The sequence below is a fragment of the Alteromonas sp. RW2A1 genome, from assembly GCF_001886475.1.
Classification (GTDB): domain Bacteria; phylum Pseudomonadota; class Gammaproteobacteria; order Enterobacterales; family Alteromonadaceae; genus Alteromonas; species Alteromonas hispanica.
The window spans coordinates 1,128,295-1,144,072 of the sequence record NZ_CP018031.1 but is presented as its reverse complement, the minus strand read 5'-3'; the positions used below and the strand labels follow the sequence as shown (position 1 = coordinate 1,144,072).

Here is a 15,778-nt window from a genome sequence, read left to right as displayed (position 1 = left end):
CATGTATTATGACGGTTGGAGGGTTAATGCATGGCTTGTTGGTCGGTTTGCTGTGCGTGATGGCTTACATACTTTTTCGGCGTTATGTAAGATTTGCCGGCTTTAAGCTTTTCAATGATGAGGAAACTTGGTCACTTTTGTATTTATAGCTAAGACAATAACGCCGAATATAGATGGGTATTTAAAATGTGATGCTGTGTGAAATCTGACGAGCTACACCCCTGCAAATAAGATTTCATTCACGTACGAACACATTTATAAATTAAAGATGACTGGCAAGTCGACGTCCTTGGGGTCTATATCTAGTCAAAATTGCACAAGAGTTTGTAAAATAATGATTTAATCATCTGAGAATTGACATCAATCACCCTCAATTGCCAAAGAAGGTTTCAATGCAAAGAATTTTATTTGAACATTCGGAACACTACGTTTAATGTGAATTACCTGAAGTAAGAAGCAATATTTGTTTATAGGATTGTGTTAAATGCCAAACTGGATGGTGGAATGTTTGTATGCTGTTCTAATGTCTAAGTGATGTGTTTTTGCGTTCTTGTTAGGGATTATCCTGTTCTTCTTGATAAGCGCTTATGGTCACCATGATATGGAAAATTTTCAACTACAAGGAGTTTTTAAAGGAATTGAAGATGTTATCAGAGATAAATTTCTTAGACGGTACGATAAACTAGCTCTCGGCGCTCTGATTGCCTGCTGGATTCTGGCATTTAAGTTTTATATCAAAGATAGAAAGCGTTTCTTATAAACCTGGAATACCGTGACATGACATCTCAACTTGCCATTCGCTGAAATCGTAATAATAAATGTTATTACGATGTCAAATTGTCAGGATATAGTGTTATCCTACTCAAATGAAATATCATCCCATTACTGACACCATCGACCTACAAGCGTCACTTCGAGATATTCTTGACACTCAAGAATTTAAATCGGTGTACCCTACTTTGTCTGAGTATCTTGATTCATTTGAGCAACAAGGCATTCCTGCAAAAAACGATTTGAGGCAATTACTTAATTTTTTGGTAACAGGCTTAAGCAATGCAAAAGGCACGCAATCAAGGTTCAGAAATGAGGCAGAGAGATTTACCTTGTTTTGCTGGCACGAACGCGGTAAATCTGTTCTAGATACTAAACTTGAAGACATAAAGTTGTATATCGATTGGATTTGGTCACCACCAAAAAAACTAATTGCTGACACAACAATATCGAGCCGCTTTAAATACAGATCTAATTCAGATATTCGCGTAGTCAATCCAGAATGGCGCCCTTTCGTGCATCGCACGCCTAAAGCAAATCGGAAAATCGAATTATTGATAGCACCTGGTAAAGCTTCCAGCACTAAACATGCCTATAAAATCAGCCAAACGTCACTTCGCAATTCGTATGCATCATTAAATGTTTTTTTTAAATGGCTAATAGATGCTGAACTAGTTATGCGTAACTATTTGGCTGACGCTAAGAAAAACTGTAAATATCTGATCAAAGGTAAGGTATATCAGCCGCCACATACGTTTGACGATGAGGTCTGGGATACATTTATAAAGTGTCCGACAGATGCAGCTGACGGAAACCCAAAGTTTGAAATTCACAGGTTTGTAGTGTTGTCCCTAAAAGTGTTGTTCTTAAGAATCTCGGAATTATCTTCTCGTGATTATTACACCCCTTTGTTCAATCATTTTAGACCGGACCCTAGTAATGAAGGCTGGGTATTACATGTCGTAGGCAAAGGAAAAAAAGAACGTGTAGTAACGGTACCTGATTCATATATCGAAAGTGTGCTGGGTAGATACCGTGAATCGATGGACTTAGCCCCCCTTCCCAGAATCGATGAAGACACTCCTATCCTCCCGTCTACCAAAACTGGTAAACCGCTTAAGCAAGACAGTGTCAATAATATTGTTGAAGAGGCGTTCGATTTAGTTATTTCTACTCTTATGAAGAGTGGAAAGAAACAACAGGCGCTTGATATAGCCGGCGCATCATCGCATTGGTTGAGGCATACCGGTGCTACTCAAGCATTAGATGAATTGAACGAAACTATGCTAGCCGAAGAACTTGGCCATGCCAGCGTAAAAACTACAGTTGAAATTTATGTAGCTCCCGCACACAGAGATAGAATACGCAAAGGTTCTCAACGAAAGCTCTGAGCAAAAAATCCATTATTTTGAACTTGGCGATAGCGTATCTTAGATAAGTACTGATAGTCTCAGTTTGGTCAAAAGCGGTCATCTGCTAATAATTTCTGGACGACTGGTTTGTACGCAGTCTGTGTGAAAACTCATATTTAGAGACTGTAACTAATTTTGTGTAACTGCCTATCACAACATCAGGGCAAGATCACGAACATTTATTGAACAACTGAGTTAACAAGAAAGTGTCCGTCCGGTAATCCCCGCATTCAATTCATAAATTAGCTACGGCATGGTGTTCTCTTTACTAAGGAGAATGACCATGCCTCAATATCAACGAAGAGATTAGGCTCCAAGCTGAAAGTAAACCACCTCCGCAGCCATTTATTGGTGTGGTCTACAGAGGATTATGTCTTTTTAGAGGGGAAAATCCCTAGAACCCCTTGAACGTATAATTCGTTGAACGTCGCATTTGCCATCACCTCGCCTAAGAGGTAAACATCGAGTTGAGGGTATTCACGACGCATTTCCTCACTCAATGCATAGGCATATTGCACCGCATTATGCTCTGCACTAGCCGGTTTACCGCGAACATTGACCAAAACATTTACGGCTGTTACCGAGGCTTCATTATTGAGTAACCGCCCCATTAGTCCAGGCTCACGCAACGCAGCCTCCTTTGCCTACGCAAGTCTTTCAAACGATAAATTATCAATGTCGGGGAGTAGATCTTCAACCATAAGATCGTCGCCAACAGACCATGAATATTGATAGTTAGTCAGTGAATCAACACGATAGGAATGCGGGATCTGCCAGGCTCGCTCGGTTAGTTGATGAATGGCCGTAAAAACTTCTTCCGTAAAGACATCCCGCGATGCGAGAACCAGTAAAAACATGATATTGTCGCTACTGCCGAAAACGTCTTGGATTTCGTCAAACTTCATGCGCTGCGGATCGTTGATTTCAAAAAACTCATGATAGTCCGCATTAAAAACCACATGGTTGATACCCATGCTTAGTCCGCCTATCAAAATGAGTAAGGCAAACAGGGCAATGAGCCGATACCGCGAGAGTATCGACACCCACAAATCACAAAATTTTTCTGAACGAATCAAAAGGCGCTCACCTTATACGGGTATAAGCCCAACACAATTATGCAGAAAAACGACCGCATACGGAAACGAGTCACTCAGTGCCCTATCCTATTCCATACGCAAGCATCGCATCGGCGACTTTTACAAATCCAGCGATGTTGGCCCCCTTCACATAGTTGATGCCACCGTATTCTTTTCCATATTCAACACATTGGCGATGAATATGCGCCATGATCTGTTGAAGTCGTGAATCAACTTCCTCTCTTGTCCAAGGAAGCCGAAGTGAGTTTTGTGTTTGCTCTAGCCCAGAAACGGCAACGCCTCCAGCATTTGCCGCTTTTGCAGGTGCAAACAGTACACTTTTAGCCTGAAAGTATTTGACCGCCTCAAGGGTACAAGGCATGTTTGCGCCTTCTGCGATCAACTGTATACCATTATCAACAAGGAGTTTAGCATCCTCAAGTTCGAGTTCATTTTGTGTTGCACAAGGAAAGGCCAAATCAGCCTTTATAAGCCAAGGCCTTTTGCCCTGATGATAAATGGCGTGTGGGTAGTTTTCCGTGTATTCGCTCAAGCGTTGCCGTTTGACAAATTTAAGCGTTTTTAGAAATGCTAATTTTTGATGGTCAAATCCATCAGGATCGTAAATGAAACCACTTGAGTCAGACAGTGTCATGACCTGGGCACCTTCATTAATCAATTTTTCTGCGCAAAAAATCGCAACATTGCCGGCGCCCGAAATTAAGGCTGTTTTTCCTGCTAATGTCTCGTTACGCATATTCAGCATGTGCTGAGTAAAATAAACAACACCATAGCCTGTCGCCTCCGTTCGAATAAGACTTCCACCATAAGAAAGTCCTTTGCCTGTTAGCGTACCCACGAATCTGTTTTTTAGTCTTTTGTATTGACCAAACAGATAACTAATTTCTCTTCCACCCACCCCAATATCGCCGGCTGGAATGTCAGTATCTTCCCCAATATGCTTAGAAAGTTCGATCATCAATGACTGACAAAATCGCATGATTTCGCGATCACTCTTTCCTTTCGGATCGAAATCACTTCCCCCTTTACCACCTCCCATCGGAAGTCCAGTCAATGCATTTTTATAGACTTGCTCAAACGCTAAAAATTTAAGAACACTTTGCGTAACATTGGGATGAAAGCGCAAGCCTCCTTTATAGGGTCCAATAGCATTGTTAAATTGGACTCGCCATGCTCTATTGCAGTGAATATGGCCGTTATCGTCCTCCCAACATACTCTAAAAATGACAATACGGTCTGGCTCTGTCATTCTTTCTAATACATGCCCATCATCATATTTGGCATTGGCCATAACATAGGGCATTACTGCCCCTGTGAACTCTTGCACAGCTTGATGGAATTCATGTTCAGCTGGGTTTCTTGCAATTATTGCCGAATTAAATGAATTAATTCTGTCCATTTCATTCTTACTATGATCCACAGTGCTAATATCCTGTTTTAATTAGTGCTGATTGGTGAAGTCCAACATAAAGTTGCTCGATTCGCGCTACGCTATTTCTTTCTATTGCTTTGCCCGGGTGGGACACGATGGCAGCTCCAGGGTTTATGTTTCGCATTTTCACGAATGTTTTCGTCAACGAATTGGTAGTAGCCTTCTTTTATCTTTGTCCAAAAATCATCAGAAATGTCTGCACCGTGTGCACGAATGATTGTCTCAATGCCATCTAAATTGCAGTGGGTCGCGTCATAGCCGATATGCAAAGTGTTTTTGGCTTCTTCAAATGAAACGGCATCAATACCAAAGGTCCCATCAATTTCAGCAACAATTGCTAATAAATTACCGTCGGTAATGCCGGTTAACTTCAAATGCCGTACCACTAAATTAGCCTCAGAAACGCCCACTCTGTGATCTAAATCGCTCATACTTTTCTCCTATAAATTAATTACCTACACAGTTATGTCAGTCACGTCACTAATTACTTAAAACGCTATTGGCATTAACCATTTGCTGCATTAACGATTGTAAAACTGTCATTCTTTGTTCTATTAACAACAAATGTTCATCTATCGAGTTCCCCATCACAACAATGTCGCTTGCTGATATGCCGCTTTCGATAAGAACAAGACTTCTTTGCAGGCCTTTTCTATATGTCTCTTTTAATAGTATCTTTTGTTCAGTATTAGATTCACTTTGGATCCTCTTCTCAATACTCGTTAAGTAGGTATCCATCATCTTCATATGCTCAACAATCAACGTTTGCCTCTCAGAAATGTCATTGATCCGTTGGATGCGTTGCATTAATGCATCCATGACGCGCTCGTTACTGCGTAACATCTCATCGGCACTCATGGATGTCTGAGCACTCGTAAAGGTAGCGGATAAAACGCCTGCGACAAACAATATTGAAACTAATGCTTTCTTCATTTTGTAATCCTTACACGGAACTTGAAACGTTTGAATTGAGAAATCGTGGGAACCAACCTGGCGTGGCTTGCTTATATTGCCTATAGGTATCACCAAACTCAGTTTCGGCGTGCTGCTCTTCGCGTTTGGCCAGTCGAACATAGACAACAATGAGAATGGGAAACATGAGCAAAGTGGGTAGTGTTGGCCATTGCAGTAAAAAGCCAAACATGATCACAATGAAGGCAACATATTGGGGATGCCGACAACGTGCGTACCAACCGCTGGTCGCTAAACTGCTCGTTTTTTGCGCGTGATGCAGGACATTCCACGAAGCAGATAAAACAAAGAATCCTAAAACGATGAGAACATTACTCAAGATGTGCAGTACATCCCAATGCGCATCGCCAGATAACCCCAACAGTGTATGCCACAAGTGACCATTTTCGTGACTTAAAAAATCTACGCCTGGGTAACTTTCGGCTAACCAACCGGACAAAAAATAGATGGTAAGCGGGAAACCATACATTTCAGTAAATAACGCCACGATAAAAGCGGAAAATACGCCTAAGCTTCGCCAGTCTGTTTTTGACTTCGGCTTGACGAAACTAAACGCAAAAAAGATAAATATTGCGGAGTTAATGATGACTAACGTCCAAAGCCCATAATCTGATTCACCGGGCATTGTCGCTCTCCGTTTTACGTCTTTCCTTGCGTGCCTGCTCTAACCCTTCGATATAACCTTGTCTGTATTGATCATTGTCTTCGGTTTGCTCTTTAAATGTTTGCTCGTCGTTAGTATGTGTCTCATGCCCTTTACCATGACTTCCGTGCATAAAGATATGCATCACTGGGCATAGCAGCAGGATCAAGTAAGGTAGATAAGGGAAAACATGTTCACCATGCTCGACAAACAAGAAATAGCTTGCCGCCGCTATAAGTCCGATGGCGGACCAACCACTGGGGGTGCGCCAAAAAGGTAATTTTTGTTTATTCACAATACACCTCGCTTTTGTGTCGTTTAAGTTTTCAGAAAACGGTAAGTCACTTGATCACCAAAGTGCCACGGTACATTTGCATCTGACAATGAAACGGATAGCGACCTGCCTTTTTGGGGGGAATAGTGACCATCACACGCTTGTTAAGCACTAATGTTTCACTGATCTCCAACTCGGGTATTAGTAGTGTTTCCGCACAGGGGGTCGCATCTTCTCTATAGAACATCAGTTGTACAGACTCATTCGCGGGCACTGTGATATTGGCAGGTTGATATACGCCATCTTTCACGCGGACTTCGATGCTGCCGTCTCGTACTTCAGTTGACTTTGTTTGGTAAAGCCAAAACCACCAAACAATAAGCCCAATCACGACTAACCCTATCAAATTAATCCACATCATCTTTAGGTTCTCCTAGTGCTCTTTAGCTTTGAATAAACGTAATCGATTCGCGTTGGTCACTACCGTTAACGACGAGAATGCCATCGCTGCACCGGCAATTACTGGGCTAAGTAGTAAGCCTAAAAATGGATAAAAAACACCTGCAGCAAATGGGATCCCCGCGACGTTATAGATAAATGCTCCGAAGAGATTCTGCTTTATGTTTCTCAGCGTTGCCTTACTCACTGCAATCGCATCCGCTAACCCATGTAAGGAGCCTCGCATCAACGTGATATCTGCACTTTCTATTGCGACATCAGTGCCTGTTCCGATAGCAAATCCGACGTTGGCATGGGCTAAGGCGGGCGCATCATTGATCCCATCGCCGGTCATTCCGACGATTTCACCCTCACGTTGAAGTTCGAGCACTTTGTTTGCTTTATCTTCTGGCATCACTTCAGCAACGTAATCAACAATCCCCGCCTTTCGAGCAACGGCTTTTGCAGTCATACGATTGTCCCCCGTCAACATCACCACACGTATTCCGTTGTGCTGTAGGCGGTTAATCGCATCTATTGAGTCTGATTTTATTGGATCGGCAACAGCAATGACGGCAACTAATTTTGAATCAATCGCGAAATACATTGGGGTTTTAGCCTCTGCGGCCAGCCTCTGCGCTTTATCAACGTAATGATGAAGTTCTATTGATTTTTCTTTCATCAATTTTTCATTGCCAAATAGCAAACGCTGAGAATTCAGTGTTGCCGCTACGCCCTTCCCTGCAATGGACTCAAAATCAGTCACCGAGTGGATCGGCACACCTTGCTCTTTCGCTGATTCAACGATCGCCATTGCGAGTGGGTGTTCGGAACCCGACTCCAGGCTTGCAGCTAACGAAAGCACGTCATCTTGATTGTGAGCTGACGCAATAACAACGTCGGTAACTTTAGGCGCCCCCTCTGTTATGGTGCCGGTCTTATCTAATACCATTGTGGTAATTTTCGAAGCAGATTGCAGCGCTTCACCGTTGCGGATAAGTACGCCTGCTTCAGCCGCCTTGCCAACCCCCACCATGACCGACATCGGCGTGGCTAAACCTAATGCGCAAGGACATGCAATAATCAGTACCGTGGTTGCTGACACGATTGCGAAGGCAACCTCGGGAGCCGGACCAAAATTGAGCCACGCTAGTGCGCTCATTACGGCAATGATCATAACAACCGGCACGAAATAGGCAGAAATAACATCTGCCAATCGACCAATAGGTGGTTTTGAATTTTGTGCACGTTTTACCATGTTGATGATCTGAGCTAGCGCGGTGTCTTTTCCCACGCGTTCTGCCCGAAAGACGATAGAGCCTGATTTGTTGATGGTACCGGCCACAACCTCATCGTCTTTTCGCTTCTCAATTGGCATAGGCTCACCCGTTAGCATTGATTCATCAATACTGGTTTGGCCCTCGACGACTACACCATCCACAGAAATGCGTTCTCCGGGTCGAACCCGGATAAGATCATTGAGCAAAACATCTTCAATAGGAATATCAATATCATCGCCATCTCGGATGACACGTGCAGTCTTGGCTTGCAAGCCTATCAGCCTTTTAATGGCCTCTGAGGTTTTACCGCGTGCTTTGATCTCAAGGGCCAGGCCTAAATTAATTAGGCCGATGATCATAGCGGTTGCCTCAAAATAAACATGTCGTGCCATTTCAGGGACATAGCCCGGGAAGAACACAACTGTCATCGAGTACAACCAGGCGGTTCCTGTACCCAAGGCTATCAAAGTATCCATATTGGCCGAATGATTTTTAAACGAATTCCATGCACCCACATAAAAATGCCGACCAGAGAACACCATGACACCTAATGTCATGAGCCCAATAATCAACCATACAATTCGCTCCGTGGTCGTGTTGACGCTCATTTCCCCGGTTACCAAACCATAGATCATGAGCGGTACTCCAAGCGACAATGCGATGACCATGTGTCGCATTAGCTTTTTATAATAAGCCCAATCCGCTTGCTCTTTTTCTTCAATGGCAGCCTCATCAGAATCGGCATTTGCCAGCGTTGCGTTATACCCAGCTTCTTCTACCGCACCAACCAGTTCGCTTGGTGAGGCATTACCATTGATAAGCACTGTACGCTGTGCAAAATTCATTTCTGCGCCGGTGACGCCTGCGACTTGTTTTAAGGCTGTTTCAATTTTAGTGACGCAACTGGCACAACTCGCCCCTTGAATATTAAGTTGTATCTCGCCTGCTTCGGAAGACACCTGTCTGGTCTGCGTTTTAGTGTCAACCGCTTCGTTCGCAGTTGATGTTTTATCGCCGCCACTACAACACCCATGTGCTTTCGCACTGTCTGTTTTAGAATTCATGAACCACTCCCTATTTAAACCTTGTTATGACTTAAGCGCTGTGAAACCTTCAATTAAATGGCATATCGTATCGGCCGTTGGAGGTTGATCGGGTTTGTTTTGCCACTCTGAAGTGGCTAAGCGCATGCGCTCTCTAAGTTCATGCATGTCCTGATACCGCTGTTCAGTCTCTTTCAACCTCTTTTCAATAAGACGCCTTACCGTTGGACACGGCGCATTGGTTTGTGAAGATGTAACTAGGATCTCTTTAATATCATTGACCGAAAAACCTAAGGCGCGCGCACTTAAAATGAACCGCAGTCGCGTCACATCCGCCGGCCGATAATACTTGTATCCATTGTGGGATTTATTTGGGACCAAAAGTCCAATGCGCGTATAATAGCGCACGGTATCAACGCTAATATCTAGTGCATCTGCTATTTGTTTTACCCGCATTTTAACCCCCCGTCTTTATCAACATTGTTGTGCCGGTAAAACACGCCTTTAATCCTATGTTTTACTCTCACCTTCACACGATAAACCTGTGAGCCGCTCACAGGTCAACACCTAAACCTTCAACAGATCCGTGGAAGTGGCTCATCTTCAAGCTCACTCATGAAGCGTCGCCCTCCCATTGGCGTAATAATCGACACGCGGCCCTTTAAGCCTGTATTTTCCGTAATGACACCAATATGTTGGGCATTTTCACCGTTTTTTATACCCCGCCAATGAGTGAGTACTTCGCTGCTAATATCGGGACTAACAATTGCAATAACGCGTCCCTCACAAGCCAAAACGAAAGGATCAAAGCCTAGAATGTCACACACGCTTGCGACCTCTGGACGCACCGGAATGTTATTTTCAATTAGCTCGATATTGAAACCCGTTTCAGTTGCCACGTCATGGAGTAACACTGATAGTCCTCCACGCGTTGGGTCTCGGACAAAACGAACGCCTTCTAAGTCTCTGATTGCATTGACTAACGGGAAAACGCTGGCACAGTCGGACTTTAATTGGCCATGCAACCCATAGTCCTCACGCGCCAGTAATACGCAAGCACCGTGATCGCCAACAGAGCCACTGACAAGTACATGATCGCCCGGCCTTATAAGACTCGTATCCCAAATTGGTGTTTCTTGGCTGTCACCCACACCCGTTGTATTGATATAAACGCCACCACCGAATCCCTTTGGAACGACTTTAGTATCTCCCGTTATTATGGACACATTGGTTTCTACAGCAGCTTGATGCATTTTATGGACAACCTCCTTGAGAGCCGTCATCGAAAAGCCTTCTTCAATAATGAATGCAGTACTGATATACCGAGGGGTCGCGCCAACGACAGCCAGATCATTCACGGTACCGTAAATACTTAATGCCCCCACATTGCCACCTGGAAATGTGTAAGGTGAGACAACGAAGCTATCGGTTGTCATACTCAGAAAGGGACCGGCGAAGGTTACCGAAGCCGCGTCGTGTAGCAGATCTAGTTCTTTATTGGCAGTATTTTTAAACACATCATTAATAAGTTTTTTGGTCAATATTCCACCATTGCCTTGCGCTAACCGAATAGTATCGGTGTCCAACGGTTCTGATGATGCTCGATTATTACGCTCTATGCCTTTCATGATGATCTCCTTGAGCAATATTCGTGAATTTGCCCGACACTTATTGCTGCATCGTTTAAAGGTAAACTGCTTGGGATAACAACAGGAATGTCTGATTGTGCAAAACGTTCAGCTAGGCCATCGCATAAAATGCGGTTTTGGAAGACGCCTCCGGCCAAACCAATATGTTTGAAGTCATACTTTTTGCGACAACGCTGGGTTAACTCCCACGCAGTTTCAATGAGTGATGCGTGAAAATTTGCGGCGCGGATTTGTGCGGGTACTGTTTTATCAAATAGGTCAGGCACCATCGTTCGCCAGTCCATTAGAATGAAATCATCACTTTTCTGTATCAAGGATAACGGCACAATCTTGGATGGCGTGGATGCAACACTCTCAAGCATCATCGGTGCTTGCCCTTCATATGAGACTTCACTTTGTTCACAACAGGCAAACGCAGCTGCATCAAACAGTCTTCCCATCGAACTACTAAAATAACAATTAAGTTCGTTTTTCCATGCCTTGAAACTCAGGTGCTCTGGGTCAAAGGGGGTCAAATCGACCTCCGTGAAACTAGTCTCCCATGCAAGTGCTGCGGCACTGCGCCAAGGCTGATATGGTACTTTATTCCCGCCTTGCAGTTTCATAGGAGCCAATGATGCAATGCGTTTCCAATTGCCCGGTGAGCCCCAAAACACTTCACCACCCCACAAATCACCATTACTGCCTATCCCTGCCCCATCCCATACAAAAACCAAACTAGGTGACGAGACTTCAGCAGATAACGCCCAGGCGGATGCGTGGGCACGATGATGTAAAATTTCACTGGACGGTAATGGGCTTTCCTTGGCCCAACGAGAACTAATATAGCCAGGATGTCGGTCACACAGAATACGCTGCGGACTGACATGATAAAGGTCTTGAAAATCACTGATACACTTTTCAAAATGTTCCTGCATTATAGGCGAATCTAGGTCGCCAATATGCGGCGTTACCACTAGTCGGTTCTTCCATGCGAACGATACCGTGTTTTTCTGATTCGCCCCCACCGCAAGAAGGGGTTCTTCCACGTCATAGGGAAGCGTTAATTCCAGGGGACTTAAGCCCCGCCCCAGACGAAACGGTATAGCGCCTGACATCACAGTTCTTAGAACGGAGTCGTCAAGTTTGTGACAGATATCGCGATTATGATGAACAAAAAAATCAGCCAACATGGAAAGCTGTTGTTGTGCAGACGACGTCGATGTGACCATAGGTTCACCGTATTCATTGCCTGAGGTTGCGATCATCGGACGATTGAATTGCTTCATGAGCATCAAATGCAAACCACTGCATGGTAACATCACCCCCAAATCACTAAGCATTGGCGCTACGTTTTCTGCAATGGGTGCATTGCGTTTTTTTGGTGCAAGCAAAATAGGTCTTATAGGGCTTGATAGGAGCGCTTTATCTTGACTGTTTACCACCACACAGTTATCGAGCCAACTCTGTCCAGGAACATCGCTTTGCGGCTCTGGAAGCATCACCGCAAAAGGCTTGTCGGGTCGATTCTTTCGTCGCCGCAGTAGATCAACCGCTTCAGTGTTTTGCGCGTCACAAATTAAGTGATACCCGCCGACACTTTTTAACGCAATGATTGCACCTTGGTTAAGGCATCCCACAACCGCAGTCACAACATCGTCATCACCTTGCGCGATCACACGACCGCCAACTGTTGAACAAAACACTTCAGGTCCGCATGCGCGACAACTGATAGGCTGTGCGTGAAAGCGCCTGTCATGCGGGGATTGATATTCTTGGTGACACGTCTCACACATAGGAAACGCGGACATACTAATATTTTTTCTGTCATAGGGCATTGCCCGCAACATCGAGAATCGTGGTCCACATTCACTGCAAGCGATGAAACTATAATCACTGCGCCGGTTATCTGTAGACAGTAACTCGGACTGACACGCGTCACACAAATACAAGTCTTTGGGCACTGATACCGTCCCGCTTAATGGGTCATGACTGCTTTCTTCTATCGAAAATGTACCTAAGCCATTGGGTTTAATGCTTTTCTTTTCGAGTAAATACAACGATACCAGTGACGCATTATTTAGTAATTCATATAAAAACTGTTCAACATCTAATTCTGAGCCTTCAATATGTATGCACACACACCCACAATCGTTTTTGACCCATCCCACAAGGTTTTTTTCATGGGCTAAACGGTAAATCAAGGGTCTAAAGCCAACGCCTTGGATCATCCCTGTAATGATTAGCTCATACGCAATCGTTTTTGCATTATTTTGATTTGCTTCGTGTGAGCCGGAAGCCGTCATGACTTTATCTCCACCTTTTGCATACTTCCCTTCTCAATAACTTCTATTACTGAGCGCTCGCCAGCGCTATACCAGATTCTGCAAGCCCCCTCGTCGGAAACCATACAGGCTCCTTTGGGCGAAGCCGGTATACATTCCTTACCGAAAAACGGGCACCCATCAGGTGCCATTTGCCCAAGTATCACTTGCTCACAGGGCGGGGGTGTTTTTAGACCGGTTTGTATAATTCGTGAACTAGAATCGATTGGCTCATAATGGTTGGTAACGTCTAAGTGCGACAATTTTGCAGCCAATGAAAATCCAGAACGCGGTATGACACCAATTCCACGCCAATGCGCATCAACCTGAGTAAACGCTGTTTTTAAAAGAGTTTTAGCCGCTGAGTTACCATGGTGCTTGACCACTTCGGGATAGCTATTGTTCAGCGTAATGACTCTGTTAGAAAAGTTTTTGATAAGTGCATGGATCGACAAAAGCAGACTTTCTGGATGAAATCCTGAAATACTGACGGGTAAATCATGATGGTCGATAACAAATTGCCATTCTTCACATCCCATAATGGTTGCGACATGGCCTGGTGCAATAAGGGCGTCAAATGTATCTTTTTGACTTCTAAGCACATGGGCAACAGCTGGCCAAGTAAGACGTCCAGACAATAAAACTTTAAGGTTATTGGGCAAATCAGCAAGCAATGCTGCTGCAACCGGTGCCATGGTGGTTTCGAAACCGACCGCAAAAAATACAACCGCCTTTTCAGGTTCACCTATCGCAATAGATACTGCTTCTTGCACAGACGAAATAGGACGAACATCTGCTCCACTATTTTTTGCTGCTATCAATGAATCACAACCATCGATAGCACAATCGATGGGCACGCGGAGCATATCACCAAAACTCGCAATGACGACGTTTTCGTTGAGTGCTAAGTGAATCGCGAATGCGATATCTTCTTCTGGACAAATACAGACGGGGCAGCCTGGGCCGGGGATCAGATGAATATTGTGTTGAAATAACGTTCTAAAGCCAGCGCGCGTGATCGCGCGCTCATGACCACCACAGACATTGAGAATACGGAGCGGTTTTGTAAGCGGCGTTTTCTTGATCAGAGATAGTAACGATTCAACACTATACATACTCTTAAGCTCCCCGTTCTTGCAATGAGCGAGAGTCACGAGCATTAATGGTTTCTATAAAGTAAGCAAACCATGCCTCAAGCTGGTTACTTTGCGTTGAAGACACTTCTATAACAGGGGCGTTATTGCCCACTTTACGAAATGACTGGATCGCACGCGCCACATTGAATTCGTCGTGGAACTGCAAGTAGTCGGTCTTTGAAATCAGCATGACATCTGCGGCACGAAACATAACGGGGTACTTTTCGGGTTTATCGTCGCCTTCTGGTACCGACAACAAGATCACATTCAAGTGCTGCCCTAAATCAAAACATGCGGGACAAATTAAATTGCCAACGTTTTCAATAAACAAAACGTCTAGCTTTTCGAGGTTAAATTTCCCGAGTACCTTAAACACCATATTAGCGTCCAAATGGCACCCTTGCCCTGTCGCAATTTGCTCAGCCTGCACACCATGACGCCTAATCCTGTTAGCATCATTTTCAGTTTCGAGATCGCCCTCAATCACCGCCATGTTGTATTGAGATTTGAGCGCAGTGATGGTTTCTTCCAGCAACCGTGTTTTTCCGCTGCCTGGCGATGACATCAAATTAATCACCATCACATCATGTGCATCAAACAAAGCACGATTTGTGATCGCTTGGGTATCATTGCTACTTTTTAGATTCGCATGAACCTCAACGACGTTTGTCATTTGCTGAATAGGCTTTTCGATTTTCCTAGGTGTTTCACACCCACAATTACCGCACATATTGTCTTTCCTTTGGTTCGGTTGATATTTCGGACGGGATGAATTCAATTCGCTGTAAAACAAACTCATCGCCTTGAATGAGTTCTGTCTGCCACGAACCACAGCTAGCGCATATGATACGGTTTACTACTGCACGGCTATGTTTGCCACACAATGTGCAGCGCACTGTGATAGCGCTAGTGTGTATTTGAAGCGCTGCCTGATCGCCGATAGAGTGAGTCCTACACGTCAAGAAAGCCTGATGCAGTAAATCAGGCTCAACACCTGAAAGTGGGCCGATTTTGACGTGGACAAGACCGACACACTTATCCATATTTGCGCGTTGGTAAACGGCAATTGTGTCAAGCAAGCTATAGCACAGACTCATTTCATGCATCGTAAGCAATCACCTGATCGAGCAACTCCCACGTCACTTGCGCTTCATCATACGTGATCACTTGCAGTGCATAACCCACATGCATCATTACATAGTCACCCACCTTGACACCTGATCCTTGTATTAAATGTAAACTGACCTCGCGAGAAACACCTTTGGCTTCGCATATCGCATTAAAGCCTTTTATTCCTGTGACTTTCATTGGAACAGCGAGGCACATTA

The 15,778-nt window shown here is 44.3% G+C and carries 17 protein-coding genes; 1 reads left to right on the top strand and 16 read right to left on the bottom strand.

The window, feature by feature from the left end; all coding sequences use genetic code 11:
• Positions 1-866 precede the first annotated feature (866 nt).
• A complete protein-coding gene (locus BM528_RS05125) occupies positions 867-2,162 on the top strand; it encodes a tyrosine-type recombinase/integrase (RefSeq protein ID WP_071978960.1) in 1,296 nt (431 codons plus the stop codon).
• 389 nt (positions 2,163-2,551) lie between these two features.
• Here the strand turns inward: BM528_RS05125 and BM528_RS05120 are convergent, their stop codons facing one another.
• From BM528_RS05120 to BM528_RS05045, 16 genes are all read right to left on the bottom strand, one after another.
• Positions 2,552-2,812: a hypothetical protein gene (locus tag BM528_RS05120; protein ID WP_156844032.1), complete on the bottom strand. Its 261-nt coding sequence runs from the start codon at positions 2,810-2,812 to the stop codon at positions 2,552-2,554.
• Between the two features lie 15 nt (positions 2,813-2,827).
• Positions 2,828-3,259 carry a hypothetical protein gene (locus BM528_RS05115; RefSeq protein ID WP_156844031.1) on the bottom strand — a complete coding sequence of 144 codons (432 nt, stop codon included), beginning with the start codon at positions 3,257-3,259 and terminating at the stop codon, positions 2,828-2,830.
• Positions 3,260-3,341: 82 nt separating this feature from the next.
• Positions 3,342-4,679, bottom strand: coding sequence for an NADP-specific glutamate dehydrogenase (gdhA, locus tag BM528_RS05110; protein WP_071978957.1), 1,338 nt, complete (start codon positions 4,677-4,679; stop codon positions 3,342-3,344).
• A 92-nt stretch (positions 4,680-4,771) separates the two neighbouring features.
• On the bottom strand, positions 4,772-5,143 hold the full coding sequence (locus tag BM528_RS05105; RefSeq protein WP_071978956.1) for a hypothetical protein: 372 nt from the start codon (positions 5,141-5,143) through the stop codon (positions 4,772-4,774).
• A 49-nt stretch (positions 5,144-5,192) separates the two neighbouring features.
• Positions 5,193-5,645, bottom strand: coding sequence for a hypothetical protein (locus BM528_RS05100; protein ID WP_071978955.1), 453 nt, complete (start codon positions 5,643-5,645; stop codon positions 5,193-5,195).
• A gap of 10 nt (positions 5,646-5,655) precedes the next feature.
• Complete coding sequence (locus tag BM528_RS05095; RefSeq protein WP_071978954.1) at positions 5,656-6,309, bottom strand: methyltransferase family protein; 654 nt, start codon at positions 6,307-6,309, stop codon at positions 5,656-5,658.
• Positions 6,299-6,622 (bottom strand): DUF2933 domain-containing protein, encoded by a 324-nt coding sequence (locus BM528_RS05090; RefSeq protein WP_013755268.1) that lies wholly within the window; start codon positions 6,620-6,622, stop codon positions 6,299-6,301. The genes BM528_RS05095 and BM528_RS05090 overlap by 11 nt, the downstream gene beginning before the upstream one ends.
• 46 nt (positions 6,623-6,668) lie before the next feature.
• Positions 6,669-7,022: a cupredoxin domain-containing protein gene (locus BM528_RS05085; protein WP_044447459.1), complete on the bottom strand. Its 354-nt coding sequence runs from the start codon at positions 7,020-7,022 to the stop codon at positions 6,669-6,671.
• A gap of 12 nt (positions 7,023-7,034) precedes the next feature.
• Entirely contained in the window at positions 7,035-9,383 is a 2,349-nt protein-coding gene (locus BM528_RS05080; protein ID WP_198033593.1) for a heavy metal translocating P-type ATPase, read from the bottom strand.
• Positions 9,384-9,407: 24 nt separating this feature from the next.
• A complete protein-coding gene (locus tag BM528_RS05075) occupies positions 9,408-9,818 on the bottom strand; it encodes a MerR family transcriptional regulator (RefSeq protein WP_044447457.1) in 411 nt (136 codons plus the stop codon).
• A gap of 119 nt (positions 9,819-9,937) precedes the next feature.
• On the bottom strand, positions 9,938-10,990 hold the full coding sequence (gene hypE / locus BM528_RS05070; RefSeq protein WP_044447455.1) for a hydrogenase expression/formation protein HypE: 1,053 nt from the start codon (positions 10,988-10,990) through the stop codon (positions 9,938-9,940).
• Entirely contained in the window at positions 10,987-13,296 is a 2,310-nt protein-coding gene (gene hypF, locus BM528_RS05065; protein ID WP_071978953.1) for a carbamoyltransferase HypF, read from the bottom strand. The genes hypE and hypF overlap by 4 nt, the downstream gene beginning before the upstream one ends.
• Complete coding sequence (gene hypD, locus BM528_RS05060; protein ID WP_071978952.1) at positions 13,293-14,429, bottom strand: hydrogenase formation protein HypD; 1,137 nt, start codon at positions 14,427-14,429, stop codon at positions 13,293-13,295. Before hypD ends, hypF begins: the two co-directional genes overlap by 4 nt.
• A 4-nt stretch (positions 14,430-14,433) precedes the next feature.
• The gene (gene hypB, locus BM528_RS05055; RefSeq protein ID WP_071978951.1) at positions 14,434-15,180 is read right to left on the bottom strand and encodes a hydrogenase nickel incorporation protein HypB; all 747 of its coding nucleotides are present in this window, start codon (positions 15,178-15,180) and stop codon (positions 14,434-14,436) included.
• Entirely contained in the window at positions 15,170-15,547 is a 378-nt protein-coding gene (locus tag BM528_RS05050; protein ID WP_232230631.1) for a hydrogenase maturation nickel metallochaperone HypA/HybF, read from the bottom strand. Before BM528_RS05050 ends, hypB begins: the two co-directional genes overlap by 11 nt.
• A gap of 1 nt (position 15,548) precedes the next feature.
• Positions 15,549-15,776 (bottom strand): HypC/HybG/HupF family hydrogenase formation chaperone, encoded by a 228-nt coding sequence (locus BM528_RS05045; RefSeq protein ID WP_071978949.1) that lies wholly within the window; start codon positions 15,774-15,776, stop codon positions 15,549-15,551.
• Between the last annotated feature and the right edge of the window lie 2 nt (positions 15,777-15,778).